We start from the raw sequence: 23,758 nt of genomic DNA, 5'->3' as shown, positions 1-23,758 counted from the left end.
AAATCAGGATTTGAACAGTTCGTTAAAGGCACGGGCACGGCGCGTCACCTCGGCGGTGCTGTCGGCGCCAAAAAGACCGTGGATCACCGCCAGCAAATCGACTCCGTGGGCTACCAATGGCGCGGCGTTGTCGAGGGTGATGCCGCCGATTGCGCAGATTGGCAGGTGCAGTTTGCTGCGGGCCTGGTCCAGCAGGTCCAGGCTGGCGGTCGGTGCGCCGGGTTTGGTGTTGGAGTTGAAAAAGCGTCCGAAGGCGACGTAACTGGCGCCCTCCTTGGCGGCGTGCTCTGCGAGTTCGAGTTGCGCGTGGCAGGTCGCGCCGATGATTGCTTGGCGTCCGAGCAGCGCGCGGGCAGGCGTTAGCGGACCGTCGGTCTGGCCCAGATGCACGCCGACGTTGAGGCGTGCGGCCAGTTCAGCGTCGTCGTTGATGATTAGTTGAGTCTTGTAGCGTTCGCACAGATCACGCAGGGCTTGGGCCTCACGCAGGCGTCGGGCCTCGTCGCTGCTCTTGTCGCGGTACTGAAGCAAGGTGACGCCGCCTTCCAGCGCCGCCTCCACGTATGAAAGAAATTTACCGGCCAGTAACTGGCTATCGGTAATGGCGTACAGGCCACGTAGTTTCATCGGGCAGGCCTCATGACGTTACGAACAAAAATCCAGCGGCAGGCGGCGCGGTACGAACTGGCCTTTGCCAAGTTGCTCCGCATCACGCAGGGTGCGCCACGTGTAGTTAAGCGCGGTCTGCACGGCGCTGGCGAGGTTTTCACCTTGAGCCAGACGACCGGCTAGGGCGCTGGCGAGGGTGCAGCCGGAGCCGTGATAACTGCCCGGCAAACGTTGGCAGGTGAAGGTTTCGCGGCGGCCGTCGCGGCTGTACAGGCGATTGTGGATTTCGTGTTCGTCGCCATGGCCGCCAGTGATCAGCAGGTGTTTGACGAAGGGCAGCAGTTTTTCAGCGCACTCGTCAGCGGTGCCTTCAGGCAGTTCGGCGAGGATGCGGGCTTCGGGGAGGTTAGGGGTGGCGATGATCGACAGCGGCAGCAGACGTTCGCGCATGGCATAGCCAACTTCGTCCTTGCCCAGGCGCCCGCCACCACCGGCGCGCAGCACCGGGTCGCAGACCACCGGCAAATGCGGATGCGCCGACAGCAGTTCGACCACGGTGTCGACCATTTCCAGGGACCCGAGCATGCCCAGTTTCACGGCCGCGACTTCGGAGTCGTTGAGCACGGCGTTGGCCTGGGCCAAGACCCACTCACGGTCGAGGACGCGGAAGTCAGTGACATTGACCGTGTCTTGCACGGTCAGGGCGGTGATGGCCGGGGCCGCATGACAACCCTGAGCGAGCAGGGCTTCGATATCTGCCTGCAAGCCGGCGCCACCACTAGGGTCGTGGCCGGAGAGACAGAGGACAACGGGACGAGAGCTGTAGATATTCATGGTGCGCGAGCTTACCACCAAACCTGTTTTTTCGGGTGTTGCGGCATCTGTACAGGCCAATACTGTGTGGCGAGGGAGCCCGCTTCGTTACCGCGCGCGCTCAAGGACCTCGGCAGTCTTTTCCATCGCAGACCAAGCCAACAGCTCTATCTCAATATGTTGCGCTGAAACACCCGTTCTAGAGCCTTTGTAGGAAAAATATCAATGGTGTTCAATGGCCATCAGCGGCTATGCTAGAGTGGATCCAAATCAATAACAGGTACTACCGGTTTTACGTCTACTCAAAAGGAATGGGGGGGCTTCCTGACACAACCGGAAAGGTCACGCTGGGGCTTAAATGCGCTATTTGCTGATGTTGCTGCTGTGTTTGCCCCTTTTGGCAAGCGCCGTCGAGTTTGATGAGTTCACCCAAAGCCTCCCCTTGGGGCGAACGATGCAGGTGTATGAAGACGCCAGTGCTCAGGCGACCATCGCCGACGTCCTGGCGCAATCTGCCGCCGGAAACTTCAAACCCCACGATAAAGCGGCGCTCAACGCCGGTTATTCTCGTTCGGTATTCTGGCTCAAAATCGACTTGCGTTATCGCCCGACCAACCCGGCGGCGCAACGCACTTGGTTGCTGGAACTGGCCTATCCGCCACTTGATCACCTCGATCTCTATTTGCCTGATGCTGATGGCCACTATCAGTTGATCCGCCGTACAGGTGATACGCTGCCGTTTGACAGTCGCGAGATTCGCCAAAACAACTATTTGTTCAGCCTGGACTTCAAGCCCGAGCAGGCACAAACGGCTTACTTGCGTCTGCAAAGTGAAGGTTCGATTCAGGCACCGGTGACGTTATGGTCGAGCACCGCCTACCTCGAAGACCAGCCGACCCGGCTCTATGTGCTGGGGCTGATTTACGGTGTGTTGCTGGGGATGGTGGTTTACAACCTGTTCATCTTTCTCAGCGTGCGCGACACCAGCTACCTCTATTACATTTTCTATATCGCCTCGTTCGGCTTTTATCAGTTGTCTGTAAACGGCGCTGGCGTGGAGTATTTCTGGCCGAACAGCCCGTGGTGGGCTAATGCTGCGACGCCGTTCTTCATCGGTTGCGCGGGGCTGTTCGGCAGCCAGTTCGCCCGCAGTTTCTTGCAGACCGCCACCTACAGTCGCTGGCTTGATCGCCTGCTGCTGGGTTTGATTGTGTTTGGCGCAGTGGTGGTCGGGTTGTCCTTGATGACCAGTTATGCCTTGGCCCTGCGTTTGGCGACGACGCTTGCCCTGCTCTTTACCGTGGTGATTTTTGCCGCCGGGATTTTCGCCTGGTGGCGCGGCCTGCGGGTGGCGCGTTATTTCATCATTGCCTGGTCAACGTTCTTGCTGGGCGGCATTGTTAATACGCTGATGGTGCTGGGTTACCTGCCCAACGTCTTCCTGACGATGTACGCCAGCCAGATCGGTTCTGCGATCGAAGTGGCGCTGCTGTCCCTGGCCCTGGCCGATCGCATCAATGCCATGCGCCAGCAGCAAGCCCAGACGCTGTTCGATGCGGGTCAGAAGCTTGAAGTGCTCAACCAGCAACTGGCCCGCAGCAACCAGCTCAAAGACGAGTTTCTCGCCACGCTGACCCATGAACTGCGCACGCCCATGAATGGTGTGATCGGTTCACTGGAGCTGATGCAAACCGTCGATATGGACCCGGAGCTTGAGCAATACCAGCAAACAGCCGCCGGTTCGGCGCGGGACATGATGCGCATGGTCAACGGTATTCTGACCCTGACTGAGTTGCAGGCCGGCAAGCTCAGGGCTAATCCGGCGACATTCAGTTTGCGCGGTGTCGTCGAGGCGTTGCGCGCGCAGTTCGAGGGTAACGCGTCGAGTAAGTCCCTCGACTTCAAGGTAGACGTGACGCCAGGCTTGCCCGATCGCTTGATTGGTGACAGCGCCAAGTTGGCGCAGTGCCTGGAGTGTTTGCTGGACAATGCCATCAAGTTCACCCGGGTCGGTGGGCTGGCGCTGCGAGTGACCGGCAAGCCGCTGGGCAACGAGCGGCTGGCGTTGTCTTTTGCGGTGATTGACACCGGTATCGGCTTCACCGATTTGGGTGAAGCGACGATGTATCAGCGCTTCTTCCAACTCGATAGCTCAATGACACGTGAATATGGCGGTCTTGGTGTCGGGCTGGCGATTTGTCGGCAACTGGTCGAGTTACTGGGCGGGCACTTGACCCACCGATCTGAACCGGGGCGCGGTAGTCGCTTCCAATTGGACGTCGAGTTTGCGCTGCCTGTTGTGGAGCCATCCGTTGCTCCGCCGATTGCCCGGCAGGGCATCCGTCTGCGCTCACCCCAGGAGTGCGCGGTATTGCTGGTGGATGGCAACAGCATCAACCAACTGGTGATGCGCGGGATGTTGCTCAAGCTTGGGTTCCGAGTACGGACCGCCGACAGCGGCAACGCTGCGCTCGATTACTTGCAGCGTGAAGTCTTTGACGCGGTTTTACTGGATTGTCAGTTGCAGTCACTGAACGGCGTGTCCGTCTGCTGTCAGATCCGCTCGCTGCCAGGCTGTGTCTATTTGCCGGTGTTTGTGTTGGCGCTGAGCGTTGAGCGCGAGCGCTGCCCGAGCTGCGGTTTGACCGATTACCTGAGTAAACCCGTGAAATTCGAGGATTTACAGGCCGCGCTCTATCGTCGAGTGCTGGCGAAAAAGCAAGGCGAAAGCGCCGATAGTTAGGCAGATATGACGCTTTGATCAGTCGGGGGGCAGTGCTTAACTGAAAATCCCCAGGCTGATCAAACGAGCCCGTCATGAACCTGCATCAGTTTGCCGAAACCCACGAAGTCACCAACCAACCGCCGTCGCTGGACGGCATCAACCTGTACCGCATCGACGTGCCGTTGCAGGAGTGGTCGCGATGTTTCGGGGGCGGTTGGGCCGAGTCTCGGATCGATGCGTATGGTGCGCTGGCCGGCGGTCCGCTGATGGAAGCCGGGTTTTTGGCCAATCAGAACAAGCCGGTTTTCGCCAGTCATGACCGTTACGGGCATCGCATTGACCTGGTGGAGTTTCATCCGGCCTATCACGAGCTGATGCGCACGGCGATCGAGCACGGTTTGACCTCGCTACCCTGGACGCACCCGCAGTCCGGTGCCCACGTCGCCCGTGCCGCCATGAGTTACCTGCACAGTCAGGCCGAGGCTGGCAGTGGTTGTCCGTTGACCATGACCTTCGCCAGCGTTCCCGCCCTGCGCCTGCAGGCGGATGTCGCCGAGCAGTGGCTGCCGAAAGTCCTCGCCACCGACTATGACCCGCGTAACGTTGGCATGGCACACAAGGCCGGCGTCACGCTCGGCATGGCCATGACTGAAAAGCAGGGCGGCACCGACGTGCGCGCCAACACTACCCAAGCGTATCCGGTCGGCGCTCGTGGTCCCGGCCAGCCTTATGAGCTGGTGGGGCATAAGTGGTTCTGCTCGGCGCCGATGTGCGATGCCTTTCTGACGTTGGCCCAGACTGAAAAGGGCTTGAGCTGTTTTTTGCTGCCGCGTCATCGTCCGGACGACACGCGCAATCAGTTCTACATTCAGCGGCTGAAAAACAAACTCGGTAACTGCTCCAACGCGTCCAGCGAGGTGGAGTTCCGTGGGGCGCTGGCCTTGATGATCGGCGAGGAGGGGCGAGGCGTGCCGACCATCATTGAAATGGTTGCAATGACCCGCTTCGATTGCATGGTGGGGTCCAGCGCGTTGATGCGTCAGGCCCTGACTCAGGCCAGCCATCACTGCGCCCATCGCCTAGTCGGCGGCAAGCTGCTCAGCGAGCAACCGCTGATGCAGAACGTGCTGGCTGATTTGGCGCTGGAAAGCGAAGCCGCTCTGGCACTCAGCCTGCGCATGGGCCGTGCCCTGGATCACCTGACGGATACTCATGAAGCGAAATTCGCTCGGCTGGTGACGGCGGTGGGCAAGTATTGGATTTGTAAGCGCGCGCCCGCCATGATCAACGAAGCCGCTGAATGCATGGGCGGCGCCGGTTATGTTGAAGAGAGCATCCTGCCGCGCTTGTACCGTGAGGCTCCAGTGAACTCGACGTGGGAAGGTTCTGGCAACGTGCAATGCCTCGATGTGCTGCGCGCCTTGTCGAAAGAGCCGGGGGTGCTCGATGTGTTGTTCAATGAGCTGGGCGATGGTCATGGCGATAAACGTCTGGCTGCGCACATCCACCAGTTGCAGGCAGCGTTCAAAGACACCTGTGACATTCAATACCGCGCCCGACAGTTGACCGAGGATATCGCGCTGGGGCTTCAAGCCAAGTTGCTGTTGGAGGCGGGCAATGCGGCGGTCAGCGATGCGTTTATCGCCAGTCGACTGGGATCGGCGGGCCGGGTGTACGGTGTGTTGCCGCGTGGGCTGGAGGTTGAAGCGATAGTCGCCCGCTCGACCCCGCTTCTATGATCGACACGCACTCATATCTGGATCGTGGGTGTTCTGAGTATTCGTATCAACACGCCGCGGTTCCCGTTGGACGACGATGCAGGCAAGATGAAGGCCTGCAAGTCAGAACACAGGAAGCTGATCGTGACCGAAGCGTTTATTGTCGTTCAAACCGCCGAACAAGCCGTAGACAGGCTTGCCGCTCTGCACGAGCGTGCAACCTCGGCACTGAGTCAGGCACTCAAGCGTTATCTCAAGGATCGTGTCGAGCCGGACGCCGAACAGCGTGCGATGTTTCGTTACCCGGAACTGCGCCTGACCTATCTTTGCCAGGGTGAAGTCCCACAGACCACGCGCGCCTATGCCAAGGTCCAGTTGCCGGGTACCTACAGCGTCACCGTCACCCATCCCGCCGCGTTCCGTAAATATTTGCTGGAACAGCTGGTGCCGTTGATGCACGACTTCACCGTCACGGTAGAAGTCGGCGTCAGCCAGCAGAATATTCCTTATCCGTACATCGTCGAGCAGGGCGATGAGCTGGCCGGCTCCGGCGTCACCGCTGCCGTGTTGGCGCGAGTATTCCCCAGTACCGACCTGTCTGCGGCCACCGACGGCATCGCCGACGGTTTATACGATTGGGAAAACACCGATCCACTGCCGCTGGCCCTGTTCGATGCGGCGCGGGTGGACTTCTCGCTGCGTCGGTTGGTGCATTACACCGGCAGTGACTGGCGTCATGTGCAGCCGTGGATTCTGCTGACCAACTACCACCGCTACGTGGACCAGTTCATCGTCCATGGCCTGGAGCAGTTGCGCAGCGACCCGCGTTTCGTGCGCATGGTGCTGCCGGGCAATGTGATCATCGAAAAAAGCATGGACCATGGCGAAGCGTCGGCGATTGCCGCTGGCGTGGTCTGGCACCGCTATCAGATGCCGGCTTATCACCTGATCGCCAACGACGGCCACGGTGTGACCTTAGTGAACATCGGTGTCGGCCCGTCCAATGCGAAAAACATCACCGACCACTTGGCCGTGTTGCGCCCGCATTGCTGGTTGATGATCGGCCACTGTGGCGGCTTGCGTCAGTCCCAGACCATTGGCGACTACGTGCTGGCTCACGCCTACATGCGTCGCGACGGGATTCTCGACCGGGTCGTGCCGCCGAACATTCCGATCCCGGCCCTGGCCGAAGTGCAGATGGCTTTGCAACAGGCGGCTGCCAACATCACTGGCGAGAAAGGTGACGAGCTTAAAAAGCGCCTGCGTACCGGCACCGTGCTGACCTACGACGACCGTAATTGGGAACTGCGCTGGGCTCAGGAGCGTCCGCTGATCAACCTGTCTCGCGCCGTGGCGGTGGACATGGAAAGCGGCACGATTGCCGCGCAAGGTTATCGCTTGCGGGTGCCTTACGGCACGCTGCTCTGTGTCTCAGACAAGCCGCTGCACAGTGAGATCAAGCTGCCGGGTTCGGCGAACGCCTTCTACGAGCGCGCCGTCAGCCAGCACTTGAAAATCGGCATCGAGGCGGTGGATCTGTTGCGCACCGAACTCAACTCGCTGCACTCGCGCAAGCTGCGTAGCTTCGACGAGCCGCCGTTCCGCTGATTGCGCGGTGGTCATTTAACGGTCAGACCACTAGCATTGTCGGTCCTGACCGTTAGATGTTCCTTTTCCTATGCCTCGTCCTCCACGTCCCGTTTCCCGCCGCCCTGGCGTGAATAATCCGCAATCTGCCCCGCGCCGTGTTGCCAAAGCACCGCCGGCCGAGCCCAAGCTTGTCCTGTTCAACAAGCCGTTCGATGTGCTGACGCAGTTCAGCGACGGGGAAGGCCGGGCGACGCTCAAGGATTTTATCGACATTGCGGGGATCTACCCGGCCGGGCGGCTGGACCGTGACAGCGAAGGTTTGTTGTTGCTGACCAACGACGGCCAGCTTCAGGCGCGGATTGCCGACCCTAAACACAAGTTGGCCAAGACTTATTGGGTGCAGGTGGAAGGCGAACCGAGTGCCGACCAATTGCAGCGCTTGCGCGAGGGAGTCGAGTTGAACGACGGCATGACCCTGCCCGCCGAGGCGCGGCAACTGGATGAGCCTGAGCTATGGCCACGCAACCCGCCGGTGCGTTTTCGCAAAAGCGTGCCGACCCGTTGGCTGGAGTTGGTCATTCGCGAAGGTCGCAACCGTCAAGTGCGGCGCATGACGGCGGCGGTCGGCTTGCCGACGTTACGTCTGGTACGAGTCAAAATTGGCGACTGGACGATCGAAGGGCTCGATCAGGGGCAGTGGAAGGAAGTGCCCGCGCGTTTATGACGAGCTGTTCTCGATGTACGCAATGACCACGCTTTTGATGATGAACGCGAGAATTCCCAGGCCCAGCACGAAGAACAAAATGAAGGTGCCGAACTTGCCGGCCTTGGACTTCTTCGCCAGGTCCCAGACGATGAAACCCATGAAAATGATCAGGATGCTGACCAGGCCAGTCATCATCCATTCTTCGAATACGGCAGGATCCATTGAACATCTCCGGCGCGGGCAGGGCTAAAAGGGCCGGGCGAGTATACGCCATGGCGGATTGACGCCGCATTGACCTGCGTCGGTGTGCCACCGTTATGGGGCGCTTGTGCGGACCTCTTCTGCGGCAATGCATTGCAACTATGGGGCGTGCCGGTGAAGGTGTGCTCAGCTGCGTAGATGAGTCAATGGCAACTCGGTACTGTTCAACACCTGGTTCAGCACGAAGCTTGAGCGCACGCTGGTCACCCCTTCAATACGGGTCAGATGGCCCAGCAGCAGTTTCTGATAGTGATCCATGTCTGGCACCACTACCTTCAACTGGTAGTCGGCGTCCATACCGGTCACAAGGCTGCATTCCAGCACTTGAGGAAGGGTGCGAATTGCGGCTTCGAAGTTCTCGAAACGCTCCGGTGTGTGCCGGTCCATGCCGATCAGCACATAGGCTGTCAGGCTCAGGCCCAGCATCTTGCGGTCCAGTAGGGCCACTTGGCGCGAGATGTAGCCGTCATCCTCCAATTGCTTGACCCGCCGTGAGCAAGGCGAAGGGGAGAGGCCGATGCGTTCGGCCAGCTCTTGATTGGAGATGCGCGCGTCACGCTGCAATTCCGCCAAAATGCTCAGGTCGTATCGGTCGAGTTTGCTCATCAATCAGGCCTTTGTCATAACTATTGCGGCGGATTATCTATCCAGGGTTAAAAATTGCGCAAGTGATGTTTAATCGAGCAATCTTCGCAATCCGCTGCCGGCGCTTCAAGCCTATTCTTATCACCAGAATCACTGCTCGGACAAACAGTCCAGTGCGGCTCGCCCATCAGGCCTGCTGCGGTCGCCACCCCTACCGGGGCTGAGTCGGCCCCCGAGCGACACACTGTCCAGAAGACGGCGTGATGTGAGCCGACGTCAAAAGCGTCGAGCAACGGACAAAATTCTCAAAGGGAGGCCGACAGGTCTCCCTTTTTTGTGCGTGTGATTGCGGTTAAGGCCTGCGAAATAAGTGGCGTGACTGATAACCTGTTGCCGAACCGGCCTGTGCTTTTTCAGTCTTACGTACAAGCCCTAACCCGCAGTGAGGAAAAGCATGAAGTCGCGCATCTGGCGTTTGGCCGGTGTTGGTTTGCTATGGGTAAGTATCACGGCGCAATCATTTGCCGATGAACCACAGAACCGCGGGCCCGAGGGTGAGCAGCGCGGGTCTGAGCACCGGGGAGAAAATCAGGGGCACGGTGGCGATCAGCCGCATCCGCAAAATAACCCGCAGCAGAATCAACCTCGCCCGCAGAACAACGAGATTATTCGTGGCGAGAACTATCGCCAGTTCGAGCACAACGGGCAGAATCAGGGCGGCCAGTGGCAAAACCATCCGCCCCAGCAGCAACCGAACGGGCAAGGCCGACCACCGCAGCAACCAGCCAATAATCTGCCGATCCAGGGCAAGCCCGATACCGTGCGTCAGACCCAGGAACCTCAACGCGGCTACTATCAGGATGTGCCACAGCGCAACAATTACAACCAGCACTGGCAGGCGGGTGGTCCGGGCTCACATCCCGACGATCATCGCTGGGCGGGTCGTCCGGATGGACATGGCAATGGTTGGGGCCCAGGGCCGCAGTATCGTCCCGGTTACATGATTGACCGCTTCCCGGACCGTAACTTCCGCGTGCCGTACCGTGGGCAGGATTACTTTTACTCAGGCGGCTACTGGTATCGTCCGCAAGGTCCGCGGTACATGGTGGTTGAGCCACCTCGCGGGATTCGAGTCAGTTACCTGCCCGACTACGCCCGTGAAGTGTGGGTCGGTGGCGCGTTGCTGTTTCTTGCGGCCGGCTCGTATTACGCCTACGAAGAAAGCACCCAGGACTACGTAGTGGTTGAGCCGCCGATGGGCGCACCGCAACCGCAGCCACAACCCGCCAACAATGGTTATGACGTGGTGGCCTATCCGGCCAACGGCCAGTCGCCGGAGCAGTCCCGTCAAGACGGTCAAGATTGCTCGCGCTGGGCGGTACAACAAAGTGGCTTTGACCCGAGAGCCGTCACCTATCAACCGGACCCGTCGGTAGTACAAGCCTACCGGCAGGCCGAGGGCAATTGCCTGAGCAGTCGCGGTTATCAGGTGACTGACTGAGCCCGAGCGGCCAAGACCACATCCCTCGGGTCGGCGTGTACCAGCACTTCGGCTCGCGGGTAAGCGGTATGGATGGCCTCGGCGACTTGGTCGCTGATGCCATGGGCCACGGACAGCGTCAACTCTCCCGGCAACTCCAGATGCAGCTGGACGAACCAGTGACTGCCGGAAATCCGTGTGCGCAGGTCATGGGCGCCAAGCACACCCGGCACACTGCAAGCCAACTCCAGCATGTGCTGGCTGACATTCAGCGGCAGTTCCTCATCCATCAGTACCGCAAAGCTTTCTCGTGCGATCTGAATCGCGCTCCACAGAATGTAGACGGCAATCCCCAAACCGAACCACGCGTCCAGTTGATGCCAGCCGAACCCGGCCAATACCAAGGCCACTAAAATGCTGCCGTTGAGCATCATGTCCGAGCGGTAATGCAGCGAGTCGGCGCGCACGGCGTTGGAACCCGTTTCGCGAATCACCCGATGTTGCAGCATCAGCAGCGCGAAGGTCAGGGCCAGGGAGAAAATGATGACCCCAATACTGAGCCACGGTGCCCCTACCGGTTCTGGATGCTTGAGCCGCTCAATCGCCTGCAAGGCAATCAATACCGCACTGCCGCCAATAAACAGCGCCTGGGCCATGCCCGACAGTGATTCGGCTTTGCCATGGCCGTAACGGTGATCGTTATCCGCCGGGCGCAATGCGTAATGCACCGCCAGCAGGTTGAGCAGCGAGGTAACACCATCGAGTGCCGAGTCGGTCAGCCCGGCGAGCATGCTCACCGATCCGCTCAGCCACCAGGCGATGGCTTTGGCGACGATCAGCGTACAGGCAACCGCCACGGAAGCGCGGGTTGCCAGTCGCAGCAGGCGGGCATGTTCGGGGCTGGTGGTCATGGGGGCGCGGGTTCCTTTACGCGGCAGGTTGCAGGCCGAACATGGCCAGTTGCTGAGTGCTGCCTTTGTGTTGGATCAGGCGCGGGTCGTCGAGCGGAAAGTCGCGGCCCAACTCGCTTTCGAGAATCGCTTGCAACTTGTGGTTATCGACCTTGCCGTCAGGGCCGACGGCTTGCTTGAGTTTTTCTGGCGCGACTTGCGCGGTCTTGCCCGGTTCGAAATAAATCGCGCCGGTGGTGAAGTCCACGGCAAAGGCGACGAGGCCGGGGATGATATAGAACAGCAGGCCCACGGCATCGAGGACGGCGATGGCCGGGTCGATCTTGCCGTCAATCTGACCGCGACGATCAGGGTAGAAGATCGAACCGCAGGCGCTGACCTGGGTCAGCAGGGTGGCGACCAAAACACCGCCAATCAAGCGAAAGGGAACACGCATGGAAAACCTCCTGGGTCATCTGGAAACGAAGCATCGTCGGTATGCATTAGGACCATGACGAACGCCTGACAGTTCGCCGTTATACTCGGCCCGGCGGGGCGTGCCCACCGTAAACTGCGGCGGCGTCTCACCCCCTATAGGGATCATTGAGGATTGATGTTGTTTTTTCCAGATCGACGACGCATGACGGCTGATAAATTTTCTAACGGGTCGGCCCTGCGGGTACGCCTTGGAGCGCTCGCATGATTTCTTTGCCGATTGACGACGTTTTACCCGCCCTGCGTGAAGCCCTCGCTACACGCCACGAAGCCGTGCTCGAAGCTCCGCCCGGTGCCGGTAAGACGACGCGGGTGCCGTTGGCGTTGCTCAGCGAGCCGTGGTTGGCGGGGCAGACTATTTTGATGCTCGAACCCCGGCGCTTAGCCGCACGGGCGGCGGCAGAGCGCCTGGCCAGTGAGCTGGGTGAGAAAGTCGGCGAAACAGTAGGTTATCGCATTCGACTCGACAGTAAGGTCGGCCCCAACACGCGCATTCAAGTGGTCACCGAAGGCATCCTTACCCGACGCTTGCAGGACGATCCGGCGCTTGAGGGCGTTGGGTTGTTAATCTTTGACGAGTTCCATGAGCGCAGTCTCGACGCCGACCTGGCGTTGGCCCTTAGCCTCAACGGCCGGGAGCTGTTTCGTGACGAGCAACCGCTGAAAATTCTTTTGATGTCGGCAACGCTGGAAGGCGAACGCTTGGCCGGGTTGCTGGGTGACGCGCCCATCCTGCGCAGCGAAGGCCGCATGTACCCGGTGGCGATGCGCTGGGGCCGGCCGTTTCAGTCGGGTGAATTCATCGAGCCGCGTCTGGTGCAGACCATTCTCGACGCGCTGAATGATGAAACTGGCAGCGTGCTGGTGTTTCTGCCGGGGCAGGCGGAAATCCGTCGTGTCCATCAGCAATTGGCCGATGCGCTGGGTGAGGGCTCGCCGGTTTTGCTTTGCCCGCTGCATGGTGAACTCGATCTGGCGGCCCAACGCGCGGCGATTGATCCGGCGCCGGCCGGCCTGCGCAAGGTGGTATTGGCGACCAACATCGCCGAGACCAGCCTGACCATCGACGGCGTGCGGGTGGTCATCGACGCGGGGCTGGCGCGCGTCCCGCGCTTTGATCCCGGCAGCGGCATGACTCGCCTGGAGACGCAGCGCATCTCCCGCGCGAGCGCCACCCAGCGCGCCGGTCGAGCCGGGCGACTGGAACCAGGCGTCTGCTATCGCCTGTGGTCGCAAGACCAGCACGAACAACTGGCGGCCTATGCCAGCGCGGAAATTCTTTCGGCGGACCTCGCCGGGCTGGCCTTGCAACTCGGTCGTTGGGGCGTAACGCCGGAGCAATTGGTATGGCTCGACGTGCCCCCCGCCGCCGCTTATGCACAGGCTCAGGACTTGCTCGACCGCCTCGGCGCATTGGACGGCGACGCGTTGACCCGTCACGGCCAGGCCATGGCTGAGCTGCCTGCGCACCCACGCATTGGCCACCTGTTGTTGCGCGGTCAGGCGCTCGGGTTATCGGACATGGCGTGTGATATCGCGGCGCTGCTCGGTGAACGCGATATTTTGCGTGGCGCCGGGGCGGACTTGCACAGCCGACTGGTGTTGTTGTCTGGCGCCGAGCGGGCTGCGCGCGGGGCGCAGGGTGGGGTGCAACGTGCTCGACAACTGGCGCGCCAGTATCGCGGGTACTTGCGTGGTAACGCGGCAGAACCGGTCAGCGACCCCGATCACCCGCGCTGGCTCGGCGCCTTGCTGGCACTGGCCTACCCGGACCGCATCGCCCAGCAGCGGCGTCCCGGCGGCGCGGAGTATCGCCTGGCCAATGGCCGGGCGGCGTTGTTTGCCGAGGCGGACAGTTTGATGAAGCAACCCTGGCTGGTGATCGCCGATCTGGGCAGTCGTCAGGGCCAGCGCGAGGAACGGATTTATCTGGCGACGGATTTCGATCCGACGTTGTTCGATTCCGTGTTGGCGGAGCAAGTGCGCTGCGTCGATCAACTGGACTGGGACGAGCGCGAAGGCGTATTGCGGGCTGAGCGTCAGCGCAAGGTCGGCGAATTGATCCTCAGCCGTGAACCGCTCACCGGGCTCGACGAAACCGCACGCAGTCAGGCACTGGTAAATCTGGTGCGGCGCAAAGGCCTGGAACTCTTACCGTGGACCCCGGAGTTGCGTCAGTGGCAGGCGCGAGTCGCGTTGCTAAGGCAGTTGGACCTCGACGCCAAACGGCCAAGCGAATGGCCGGATGTCAGCGACGTCGCGCTGCTCAAAAGCCTTGAACACTGGTTGATGCCTTATCTGGGAAAGGTTTCGCGGCTTAGTCACTTCGCTAACCTGGACCTGTCGAGCATCGTCCATAACCTGTTGCCGTGGCCGTTGCCGCAACGTTTGGATGAGCTGGCGCCGCATCATTTAAGGGTGCCGTCGGGTTCGTCGGTCCGGCTGGATTACAGCGAGCAACCGCCGATTCTGGCGGTGCGCTTACAGGAACTGTTTGGCTTGGCCGACACTCCGCGCATTGCCGGTGGCCGGCAAGTGGTCAAGCTGCACCTGCTGTCCCCGGCCAGGCGGCCGGTGCAGGTGACCCAAGACCTGGCGAATTTCTGGCGCAGTACCTACGCCGAGGTGAAGAAAGATTTGAAGGGGCGTTACCCCAAGCATTACTGGCCGGACGACCCGCTGGTCGCCGAGGCGACGGCGCGAATCAAGCCTCGCAAGTAGTGTCGCCCGTCGAGCTAAGGCACTACCGGCAATAAAAACCGTGCAATCACCGGCAGATGATCGGAAATACGCAAGGTATCGTCCTGCCGCACCCGCGCCTCGAGCCGTTTGATTTGCGGGCTGTAAAACAGGTAGTCGACGGTCCGGTCCGGGCCGTTCAGGCCTGGATCGTTGGGGTAATGGGTCAGCCATTGTTCCCGATCAATGCCGCTGGCTTCGTTATTGGTGGGGATCATCGGGTATTTGTCCCACAGCACATGCAATGCGCTGTCGGCGGAGTAGGGCGTGCGTTGCTCAGTGGGCAGGCGTTGGTATTGGCCCAGAGGCAGCAAGTTAAAATCACCGCCAATCAACCAGGGCGTACCGCGACTTTCGTAAGTGTCGAGGACCTTGGCCACCGCGGTGACCTGCAATTGAAGTGTGTCATCGGGTTGATGGGCACGGTCGAGGTGAGTGTTGATCATGGCGATCTGCCCGCCATCGCTCAATGGCAGATAAGCCACCAGCAAGGCGGTTTTCGGTTGGAACTGACGGCTGATGACGTTGCCCGGCGTGACCGGTAGCTGCACCCGTTCAGCGTGTTCGATCTGGTAGCGACTCAGTGTCGCCAGTTGCCGCCCCACGCTGCCCAAGATGTGCGGATCCGGAACGAAGTCGGCTTTCCAGTCGAAGGCTTGCGTGCTGCACGGATAAAGGTCGGCAACCCGTTCTTGAAGCAGCTTGAGCTGGTTTTGGTAATCGCTGGCCTTGGCGCCGTCGTCAAGTTCCTGAAGCAACACGATGTCAGGTTGTTCGTCGCGCACCACGCGCGCCACTTCATCAAGGCTGAACGCCATGTCTTCAGGCGTTGGGCTTTCGTCGTCGCCTTGAGCCAGGTCGTTCCAGAACACATAGCGCTTGCCGGCCAGGTACTGGACGTTCCAGATCATCACCTTCAGCGCTTGACCAGGCACCAGTGTCGGCGCTTTGGTGCTACAGCTGACCGGTAGCACTTCTCGGTCGTCGGGACGCCAGGTCAGGCTGAAGATCAGCGCGCCCATCAGGCAGAGAACAAGCAGCAGGCCCAGCAGGGTGTAGCGCAGTAGACGGGTCATGGCTCGGCTTATGGCGTTACAAAGATGCCCGAGCATACCTCAGAGCTTTGCCTGCGCCCAAGGGCCGCGCGGTCAGGCCCCGCCGTCGGTTTTTTCTGGCGCGTCACTGATCAGCATGAACAGACGGAACAACACCACGCTGGTGAACAGTTGCAAGAAGCTGTGGACACTGTCGATCATCAGGGTGACGGCCGGATTTTGTGGGGCCGGATAGATCGCGTAACTGGCGCCCTTGAGTACCCACAACGGCCCCGCCACACACAAAATACACACCAGGATGCGCAGAAAATGGCCGCGGGTCAGGCGCAGGCTTTCCTTCATTGCCGCCAGCGGCGTCAAGCCGCGCAGCACCAGCAGGTACTCGGCAAACGCCAGCATCACCATCAACCACAGGCCCGGCAGGTAATACATCCACAGGCCGATCAGGATCAACAGGGTGTTGAGTGCAGTCAACAGGGCGAAGCGCGGCCACAGGGTGACGGACATGGCCAACAAATCGCGCAGGCGCGGTGATTCGCCACGGCTGCGGGCATCCAGAAACAGAATCAGTGCGGCGGTGTACAACGGATACACCAGTAACCCGACGATTGTGCTGTCACCGGGAAAACCGTCGGGACCGGCGGTGGTGTCTACCAGTTGTTGCAGGAATGCCTCAAGGATGACCAGCGGCAGGCACAGCTGCACGATCTGGCCGAGATTGCGCTTGAAGAAGTACAGAGAGTCACGCAGCACGTCGAACGAATTCATCAGTCGATATCGCAGGTTGAAAGCAGTGGCTCACTTTAACCGATGAAGCGCTGCCTGAAGCAAACGTAAACGTTAGGTAAAGGCTATTGAAACATTCCGTATCACCCCCCATTACGAGTAAGCACCTTGTCCACCGTGGATGAGGACGACGAAATTCCCGGCAATCTACGAGGTCGCCATGAACAGCGAAGAACAAACCCTGATCGATGGACTGTTTTCCCGGCTGCAACAGGCCGAAACGGATTCAGCCCCGCGCGACGCGCTGGCCGAGGCGCGGATCAAGGAACACCTGACGCGTCAGCCTGCTGCGGGCTATTTCATGACCCAGGCGATTCTGGTGCAAGAGGCGGCGATTAAGAGCCTCGACGAACAGAACAAGCAACTGACCCAGCAAATCCAGCAATTGCAGGCTGACCTGCAACAGGCCAAGGCGCAGACAGCGGCTCCCGCGCCAGCCAGTGGTGGTTTCTTGTCGAGCATTTTCGGTGGTGGTTCGCGTGATCCGCAGCCGGCGCCGACGCAAAGCGCCCCGCCAGCGACTGGCGGCTGGCGTGAACCGGCGCGGCCGTCGTTCAATTCACAGCCGCCGCAGCAAAACTTCGGTGCGCCGCAACAGAACTTCGGTGCCCCTCAGCAGAACTACGCCCCGCAGCAGCAGGCACCGGCCGCCGCTGGTAGCAGCTTCCTCGGTGGCGCACTGAAAACCGCGGCCGGTGTGGCCGGTGGTGTAATGCTCGCTGAAGGTATCAGCAGCTTGTTCCACAGCAATCAACAGCCCCAGCAAATCGTTGAAGTCATCAAGGAAGAGCCGGCCCAGGTCAACGACCAGAACGGCAACGGTTGGAACGACGATCAACGCGTCGCTGATAACAGCTCGTATGGTAATGACCAGGGCGGTTATGCCGACAGCGACTACAGCGATGACAACTCATCGTCCTTCGGTGGCGATGACGACGACTCCTTCGTCTGACCTACCCTTCGTCCGGGGCGCTCAAGCGCCCCTGGCCGAATATTCGCGGAACAATCCTTCAGGCTGGCATACTGGGCAACTTTTCGGGCCCGGAGCCTGATCCTGCCCGCGCCTTGCGCGCTGAAAGAGGATGTACGGTGAAAAAAATCGCAGTGTTCGCCGATGTCCAAAACCTCTACTACACCGTGCGTCAGGCTTACGGTTGTCACTTCAACTATGCCGCGCTGTGGGCTGATATCAGCAAACAAGGCGAGATCGTTGAGGCTTACGCCTACGCCATCGACCGCGGTGACAGTAAGCAGCAGCAGTTCCAGCAGATCCTGCGCAACCTGGGCTTTGTCGTGAAGCTCAAGCCCTACATTCAGCGCAGCGACGGCTCGGCCAAGGGCGACTGGGACGTGGGCATCACCCTCGATATCATGGACGCCGCCGATCACGTCGACGAAGTGGTGCTGGCCTCCGGTGACGGTGATTTCGATATGCTCCTGGAGCGCATCATCAGCAAACACGGGGTTCAGGCAGTGGCTTACGGCGTGCCGGGGCTGACCGCCAATTCGCTGATCCGCGCGGCCAGCCGCTACGTGCCGATCGAAGGCGCGTTGCTGCTCAAGAATTGATTTTTACGGAGTTGAAACACGTTTGGAACGCATAGCAGTCATCGACTTTGAAACCACCGGAATCTCCCCAAGCAGTAGCTGCCGGGCCACGGAAATTGCCGTGGTGATCCTTGAACAGGGACGCATCGTCGAGCGTTACCAGAGCCTGATGAACGCCGGGGTGCGCGTACCGGCCTTCATCGAGCAACTCACCGGCATCAGCAACGCCATGCTGCGCACTGCGCCTTCGGCGGAGCAGGTGATGAACGAAGTTAACGAATTCGTCGGCACCACGCCGCTGTTGGCGCACAACGCCGCGTTCGACCAGAAGTTCTGGGATTTCGAGCTGGGGCGAATCAAGCGCACACGCCTGCAGAACTTTGCCTGCTCGTTGCTACTGGCGCGTCGCCTGATGCCCGCCGCACCGAATCACAAACTGGGCACCCTCACCACCTTCGCTTGCTTGCCTGACACCGGCAAGGCTCACCGGGCCATGGCCGATGCGGAAATGGCTGCTAACTTGACGGCACATTTAGCCGAAGAGTTGCGGCGCAGGCACGGGCTGCGCGAGTTATCGCATGATTTTCTGTGCAGCTTGCAGAAAGTGCCGGCAGCGAAGGTCAATGAGCATCTCAAACGCCACCGCGGCTTTTAAGCACGCGGCTCGCCTGGCTGCACTCACACGCGGAGCGTGGGAACGATCGATCACCCTTGCCCCAATAGATCTCCCGCCTGCGCAGGCTTGCCTTGCTTTGGCCACGGCTGAGTTCGAAAGCACGGCTTATCAGCCTGATCTCCGTGCGTTGAAAAGTGTACCGGCGCTATAAACAGGTTTTGTAACTTATTTTTTGCGGCTGGCCTTCTTAGACTGTTCGCTCTCCTGTCTTGCCTTCGAGCTATCTATGCCTGGCCTACGTCGTTTCCCCTTACCGTTGGTTGCCGCGTTCTTCGCGTTGTACGTGATTTGGGGCTCGACCTACCTGGTCATTCGCATTGGCGTGCAGTATTGGCCACCGTTGATGCTTGGCGGTATTCGCTTTGTCATTGCCGGAACGTTGATGTACGTGTTCCTGCGCTGGCGCGGTGCGCCTGCGCCGACTTGGGCGCAGTGGAAAGCGGCGGGGATGATCGGCATTTTGCTGCTCAGTTTCGGTAACGGTGCGGTGAGCGTTGCCGAGCACACGGGCGTGGCGTCCGGCGTTGCTGCACTGGCGGTGGCCACGGTGCCGTTGTTTACCTTGCTCTGCGGGTATTTCTGGGGCGCGCGTAATACCCGTCTTGAATGGGCCGGAATTGTGCTCGGGCTGATCGGTATCGCCCTGCTCAATCTGGGTTCCAACTTGCAATCGAGCCCGTTGGGCGCGGCGTTGCTGGTGTTTGCGGCGGCAGCTTGGGCGTTTGGCTCGGTGTGGAGCAAACATTTGCCGTTGCCTCAGGGGGCGATGGCCAGCGCCGCAGAAATGCTCGTGGGCGGCGTGGTGCTGTTGATCGGCAGTGCGTTGAGTGGCGAGCGTCTTGAGAGTGTGCCGCCGCTCGAAGGCTGGATGGCATTGGCCTACTTGATCGGCTTCGGTTCGATCATTGCCTTCAACGCTTACATGTACCTGTTGAAGCACGTGCGTCCGGCGGCTGCCACCAGTTATGCCTACGTCAACCCTGCGGTAGCGGTGTTGCTGGGGATTGTGTTTGTCGGCGAGACCATTGGTATCGAGGAAGCGGTGGCCATGGCCGTCATCATCAGCGCCGTGGTGTTGATCGGCTTGCCGCAGTGGCGTCGGGGTGCGAACCGTCCCGCCGTAGCGGTGCCGACAGAATCCCGTGTGAATTAGGGTAAACTGCGCGCCATTGCACACCCGCGCTGATTTTTCCTACGGTAATCCCATGACTTTCGCCACCCTTGGCCTGATCGAACCCTTGCTGCGCTCTCTCGAGACGCTCGGCTACCAGACCCCGACGCCGGTTCAGGCGCAAGCCATTCCGGCGGTGCTGGCCGGTCGCGACCTGATGGCTGCGGCTCAGACCGGCACCGGCAAGACCGCTGGTTTTGCGGTGCCGCTCCTGCAATTGCTGGCCATGGAAGGGCCGAAAGTCGCCGCCAATTCGGTACGCGCGCTGATCCTGGTGCCGACCCGCGAGCTGGCGGAACAGGTTCACGAAAGCGTGCGTCAATACGCCGAAAACCTGCCGCTGAGCACGTATGCGGTGTACGGCGGCGTCAGCATCAACCCGCAGATGATGAAGTTGCGCAAAGGTGTTGATGTGTTGGTCGCGACCCCCGGTCGCTTGCTCGACCTGTTCCGCCAGAAGGCCCTGAAGTTCAACCAGCTTCAAACTCTGGTGCTCGACGAAGCTGATCGCATGCTCGATCTGGGCTTTTCCGAAGAACTTGGAAATATATACCGGGTTTTGCCAAAACAACGTCAGACGCTGCTGTTCTCGGCGACGTTCTCCGATGCCATCCGCACACTCGCCGGACAAATGCTCAACGATCCGCTGAGCATCGAAGTCAGCCCGCGTAACGTGGCCGCTAACACCGTCAAGCAGTGGGTGGTGACGGTAGACAAGAAGCGCAAGGCAGAGCTGTTCGTGCATTTGATGCGCAAAGGCAAGTGGAAGCAGGTGCTGGTGTTCGCCAAGACGCGTAACGGCGTGGACGCGCTGGTGGAAAAACTTCAGGGCCTGGGCATCAATGCCGACGGTATCCACGGCGACAAACCTCAAGCAACGCGTCAGCGTGCGCTGGACCGCTTCAAGGCCAGCGAAGTACAGATTCTGGTCGCCACCGACGTCGCGGCCCGTGGTCTGGATATCGAAGATTTACCCATGGTGGTCAACTTCGACCTGCCAATCGTGGCCGAAGACTATATCCACCGCATCGGTCGTACCGGCCGTGCGGGTGCCACCGGGGAGGCGATTTCCCTGGTGTGTGCCGATGAAGTGAATCAGCTGTCAGCCATCGAGACCCTGACCCGTCAGACACTGACGCGTCAGATGGAACAGGATTTCGAACCTGAGCACCGGGTGCCGGATACCGATGCCAGTGGTCAGGTGGTGAAGAAGCCGAAAAAACCGAAGAAGCCAAAGACCTCCGGTGGTGGCAAACGCAACCTGGGTAAATGGGTTGAGAGCGGGGACGCTTCGGCGGTTGAACCTTCGCTCAAGCCTGTGCGAAAAATACCGGTGTTTAACACTGGGCCGCGCAAGAAGAAGCCTTGATCGTCTAAGGAGCGTTCCCCACGCGGTGCGTGGGAACGCTCAGTCTGTGTGCTTCAGCCACTCTAAGATCCCCAACCCGGCCGCGCGCCCACTGGCAAAGCACCCTGTCAGCAGATAACCGCCGGTGGGGGCTTCCCAATCGAGCATTTCCCCCGCGCAGAAAACGCCAGGCAGTTGCCTGAGCATCAAGCGCTCATCCATCGATTCGAACGTCACGCCACCCGCGCTGCTGATGGCTTCGTCGAGTGGACGGGTTTTTACCAGCGTCAGGGGCAACGCCTTGATCGCTTTGGCCAGTAATGCCGGGTCGGCAAAACATTCGGCGCCGGTCAGTTCGCGCAGCAGTGCTGCTTTGACGCCGTCAAGGCCCAGTTGACTGTGCAGGTGTTTGGACATCGAACGTGAACCACGCGGTTTACGCAGTGCCGCCTCAACGTTATCCACAGGCCGGCTCGGCAGCAGATCGACATGAACCGTCGCCGAGCCGTGCCGGTTAATTGTTTCTCGGATCTGTGCCGAGAGCGCGTAGATCAAACTGCCTTCAATGCCTGTGGCGGTTATCACACATTCGCCGAGACGCTGGACGTCATCATTGAGGCCGATGGCGATGTTTTTCAGCGGCGAGCCGGCGAATTTACTGACCATCAACTCGCTCCAGGCCTGCACCTCGAAGCCACAATTGCTCGGTTGCAACGGCGCCAGTCCTACGCCGCGTTGCTCAAGTGGCAGCCACCATGCACCGTCAGAGCCGAGGCGCGACCAACTGCCACCGCCGAGGGCCAGCAAAGTGGCGTCCGGGTGAATGGTGTTGATGCCTTCAGGACTGTCGATGCGCAACCCGCCCTGGTCATCCCAGCCGAGCCAGCGGTGGCGGGTGTGGATCACGACGCCACTGTCGCGCAGGCGTTTGAGCCAGGCGCGCAACAGGGGCGCGGCTTTCATGTCGGTAGGAAATACGCGGCCGGAGCTGCCGATAAAGGTTTCGATGCCCAGGTCATGAATCCATTGGCACAGCGCCTCGGCACCGAAAGACCGCAGCAGCGGGGCGATTTGCGGGGCCCGTTCGGCGTAGCGTGAGAGAAACGCCGGGTAGGCTTCGGAATGGGTGATGTTCATGCCGCCGACGCCAGCCAGCAGGAATTTTCGCCCCACTGAACGCATGCCGTCGTACAAATCGACGGTGATCCCGGCCTGGCTCAGCACTTCGGCGGCCATCAGACCGGCGGGTCCGCCGCCGATGATGGCGACGTGAGCGGGGAGGGCGGCGGAAGATTGGGTCATGGAATGCGCTGCGGTCTGACGGAATAAGCCGCGCATTCTATCAGCACCGATAACAGTGGGAGCGGGCGTACTTACGAAAGCGCTCTGTGAACGGCATAACACCGCCGTCAGCGCGGTCAACCCCGTTCAGACAGGGCATCGGTGGCACGCCTAAAGAGGTGGTCAAAAAACAATCAGGCCTTTGTAAGCTATACGTAGCAGGGGCTGTAGGGGCTTTCACTCAGGTTATCCACAGGCAGCTCCACAGGCATTGTGGGTAAAGTATCCACAGCTCAATGACACCCTAATGACGTCCAAACGCGTTGCGCGCTGTGATGGAGGATTCCGTGACGTCGGGCCAAGGCCTGGCGGTCCTTGCTGTAGCCGCCTCCGATCACGCCGACTACTGGAATATCGCGGCCCAGGCAATGACGCATAACACCTTCATCGCGGGCGGCGACGCCTTCGTCGGTCAGCTTCAAGTAACCGAGTGCGTCGTCTTTATGCACATCGACCCCGGCGTCATACAGCACCAGATCCGGCTGATAGAGCGGCAGCAAATAGTTGAGCGCGTCGTCCACCACCTTCAAGTAATCGGCATCGCCCATGCCCTTGGGCAGGGGAATGTCCCAGTCGCTTTCTGCCTTGCGTGCGGGAAAATTCTTCTCACAGTGCAGGGAAACGGTGATTGCGTCTGGCGTGTTGTGCAGGATCCTTGCAGTACCGTCGCCTTGGTGGACGTCGCAATCAAAGATCAGCACCCGGTTCACACGACCGCTTTCCAGCAGGTAATGGCTGATCACCGCCAGGTCATTAAAAATGCAGAACCCGGCAGGGTAGTCGTAGTGCGCGTGGTGAGTGCCGCCGGCCAAGTGACAGGCCAGTCCATGCTCCAGCGCCTGCTCGGCGGCCAACAGCGAACCGCCGACCGCACGAACGGTGCGCCGCGCCAGGGCCTCGTTCCATGGCAAGCCGAGACGCCGTTGGTCTTCGCGGGACAACTCGCCGCTCATGTAGCGTTCGATATACGCAGGATCATGCGCCAGGGCGAGTATCTCAGCGGGGCACAGGTCGGGGCGCAGCAGGTCGACGTCCCGGGTCAGGCCGCTGTCCACCAAGTGATCGCGCAACAGCCGGAACTTTTCCATGGGGAAGCGATGTTCCGCCGCAAACTCGGGGCTGTAGTCTTCGTGGTAGATCAGGGGCAGGGGCATGGCTGATTTATCTTGGAAGGCGTGTAGGAATAAGTGACGGATCCTACCAGCGATCTAGACTTGCGGCA

General features: G+C 60.3%; 21 protein-coding genes. 11 read left to right on the top strand and 10 right to left on the bottom strand.

Annotated features, from left to right (window positions below; translation table 11 throughout):
• Positions 1-3 precede the first annotated feature (3 nt).
• Both thiE and RHM68_RS21940 read right to left on the bottom strand, forming a co-directional pair.
• Positions 4-627, bottom strand: a complete 624-nt coding sequence (thiE, locus tag RHM68_RS21945; protein ID WP_322219102.1) for a thiamine phosphate synthase — start codon at positions 625-627, stop codon at positions 4-6.
• An 18-nt stretch (positions 628-645) separates the two neighbouring features.
• The gene (locus RHM68_RS21940) at positions 646-1,443 is read right to left on the bottom strand and encodes a hydroxymethylpyrimidine/phosphomethylpyrimidine kinase (RefSeq protein WP_322219100.1); all 798 of its coding nucleotides are present in this window, start codon (positions 1,441-1,443) and stop codon (positions 646-648) included.
• A gap of 337 nt (positions 1,444-1,780) precedes the next feature.
• Here RHM68_RS21940 and RHM68_RS21935 point away from each other — a divergent pair, with 337 nt between their 5' ends.
• From RHM68_RS21935 to RHM68_RS21920, 4 genes are all read left to right on the top strand, one after another.
• Entirely contained in the window at positions 1,781-4,165 is a 2,385-nt protein-coding gene (locus tag RHM68_RS21935) for a 7TM diverse intracellular signaling domain-containing protein (protein WP_322219098.1), read from the top strand.
• 74 nt (positions 4,166-4,239) lie between these two features.
• Positions 4,240-5,886, top strand: coding sequence for an acyl-CoA dehydrogenase family protein (locus RHM68_RS21930; RefSeq protein ID WP_322219096.1), 1,647 nt, complete (start codon positions 4,240-4,242; stop codon positions 5,884-5,886).
• Positions 5,887-5,973: 87 nt separating this feature from the next.
• Positions 5,974-7,473, top strand: a complete 1,500-nt coding sequence (gene amn / locus RHM68_RS21925; protein ID WP_322219094.1) for an AMP nucleosidase — start codon at positions 5,974-5,976, stop codon at positions 7,471-7,473.
• A 70-nt stretch (positions 7,474-7,543) separates the two neighbouring features.
• Positions 7,544-8,179, top strand: a complete 636-nt coding sequence (locus RHM68_RS21920; RefSeq protein WP_322219092.1) for a pseudouridine synthase — start codon at positions 7,544-7,546, stop codon at positions 8,177-8,179.
• On the opposite strand, the gene RHM68_RS21915 is transcribed toward RHM68_RS21920, so the two are convergent.
• Positions 8,174-8,383, bottom strand: a complete 210-nt coding sequence (locus RHM68_RS21915) for a DUF2788 domain-containing protein (protein WP_259496837.1) — start codon at positions 8,381-8,383, stop codon at positions 8,174-8,176. The genes RHM68_RS21920 and RHM68_RS21915 overlap by 6 nt on opposite strands.
• A 165-nt stretch (positions 8,384-8,548) precedes the next feature.
• The gene (locus tag RHM68_RS21910) at positions 8,549-9,028 is read right to left on the bottom strand and encodes an Lrp/AsnC family transcriptional regulator (protein ID WP_007937367.1); all 480 of its coding nucleotides are present in this window, start codon (positions 9,026-9,028) and stop codon (positions 8,549-8,551) included.
• A gap of 433 nt (positions 9,029-9,461) precedes the next feature.
• On the opposite strand from RHM68_RS21910, the gene RHM68_RS21905 reads away from it, so the two are divergent.
• On the top strand, positions 9,462-10,508 hold the full coding sequence (locus RHM68_RS21905) for a DUF6515 family protein (protein ID WP_322219085.1): 1,047 nt from the start codon (positions 9,462-9,464) through the stop codon (positions 10,506-10,508).
• Here RHM68_RS21905 and RHM68_RS21900 read toward each other — a convergent pair.
• Both RHM68_RS21900 and RHM68_RS21895 read right to left on the bottom strand, forming a co-directional pair.
• Positions 10,493-11,398 carry a cation diffusion facilitator family transporter gene (locus RHM68_RS21900; RefSeq protein ID WP_322219083.1) on the bottom strand — a complete coding sequence of 302 codons (906 nt, stop codon included), beginning with the start codon at positions 11,396-11,398 and terminating at the stop codon, positions 10,493-10,495. The genes RHM68_RS21905 and RHM68_RS21900 overlap by 16 nt on opposite strands.
• Positions 11,399-11,414: 16 nt before the next feature.
• Positions 11,415-11,834 carry a polyribonucleotide nucleotidyltransferase gene (locus tag RHM68_RS21895; RefSeq protein ID WP_322219082.1) on the bottom strand — a complete coding sequence of 140 codons (420 nt, stop codon included), beginning with the start codon at positions 11,832-11,834 and terminating at the stop codon, positions 11,415-11,417.
• Positions 11,835-12,076: 242 nt separating this feature from the next.
• Here RHM68_RS21895 and hrpB point away from each other — a divergent pair, with 242 nt between their 5' ends.
• Positions 12,077-14,593, top strand: coding sequence for an ATP-dependent helicase HrpB (gene hrpB, locus RHM68_RS21890; RefSeq protein ID WP_322219081.1), 2,517 nt, complete (start codon positions 12,077-12,079; stop codon positions 14,591-14,593).
• Positions 14,594-14,607: 14 nt separating this feature from the next.
• On the opposite strand, the gene RHM68_RS21885 is transcribed toward hrpB, so the two are convergent.
• Both RHM68_RS21885 and RHM68_RS21880 read right to left on the bottom strand, forming a co-directional pair.
• The gene (locus RHM68_RS21885) at positions 14,608-15,687 is read right to left on the bottom strand and encodes an endonuclease/exonuclease/phosphatase family protein (RefSeq protein WP_322219080.1); all 1,080 of its coding nucleotides are present in this window, start codon (positions 15,685-15,687) and stop codon (positions 14,608-14,610) included.
• Positions 15,688-15,759: 72 nt separating this feature from the next.
• Positions 15,760-16,434, bottom strand: a complete 675-nt coding sequence (locus RHM68_RS21880) for a YciC family protein (protein ID WP_322219078.1) — start codon at positions 16,432-16,434, stop codon at positions 15,760-15,762.
• A 178-nt stretch (positions 16,435-16,612) separates the two neighbouring features.
• On the opposite strand from RHM68_RS21880, the gene RHM68_RS21875 reads away from it, so the two are divergent.
• The 5 genes from RHM68_RS21875 to RHM68_RS21855 all read left to right on the top strand — a co-directional run bounded on the left by RHM68_RS21875 (position 16,613) and on the right by RHM68_RS21855 (position 21,216).
• Positions 16,613-17,404 (top strand): DUF2076 domain-containing protein, encoded by a 792-nt coding sequence (locus RHM68_RS21875; protein ID WP_322219077.1) that lies wholly within the window; start codon positions 16,613-16,615, stop codon positions 17,402-17,404.
• Positions 17,405-17,541: 137 nt separating this feature from the next.
• Entirely contained in the window at positions 17,542-18,021 is a 480-nt protein-coding gene (locus RHM68_RS21870; RefSeq protein ID WP_054616703.1) for an NYN domain-containing protein, read from the top strand.
• 22 nt (positions 18,022-18,043) lie between these two features.
• On the top strand, positions 18,044-18,655 hold the full coding sequence (locus RHM68_RS21865) for a 3'-5' exonuclease (RefSeq protein ID WP_322219074.1): 612 nt from the start codon (positions 18,044-18,046) through the stop codon (positions 18,653-18,655).
• 247 nt (positions 18,656-18,902) lie between these two features.
• A complete protein-coding gene (gene yedA / locus RHM68_RS21860) occupies positions 18,903-19,829 on the top strand; it encodes a drug/metabolite exporter YedA (protein ID WP_322219072.1) in 927 nt (308 codons plus the stop codon).
• 52 nt (positions 19,830-19,881) lie between these two features.
• Positions 19,882-21,216, top strand: a complete 1,335-nt coding sequence (locus RHM68_RS21855; protein WP_322219070.1) for a DEAD/DEAH box helicase — start codon at positions 19,882-19,884, stop codon at positions 21,214-21,216.
• Positions 21,217-21,255: 39 nt separating this feature from the next.
• Here the strand turns inward: RHM68_RS21855 and RHM68_RS21850 are convergent, their stop codons facing one another.
• The gene (locus tag RHM68_RS21850) at positions 21,256-22,497 is read right to left on the bottom strand and encodes a TIGR03862 family flavoprotein (RefSeq protein ID WP_322219068.1); all 1,242 of its coding nucleotides are present in this window, start codon (positions 22,495-22,497) and stop codon (positions 21,256-21,258) included.
• Positions 22,498-22,769: 272 nt separating this feature from the next.
• A complete protein-coding gene (locus RHM68_RS21845; protein WP_322219066.1) occupies positions 22,770-23,690 on the bottom strand; it encodes a histone deacetylase in 921 nt (306 codons plus the stop codon).
• Between the last annotated feature and the right edge of the window lie 68 nt (positions 23,691-23,758).

The organism is Pseudomonas sp. DC1.2 (assembly GCF_034351645.1).
Lineage (GTDB): Bacteria > Pseudomonadota > Gammaproteobacteria > Pseudomonadales > Pseudomonadaceae > Aquipseudomonas.
The sequence above is the reverse complement of the archived record's forward strand: the minus strand, read 5'-3'. Positions and strand labels throughout refer to the sequence as shown.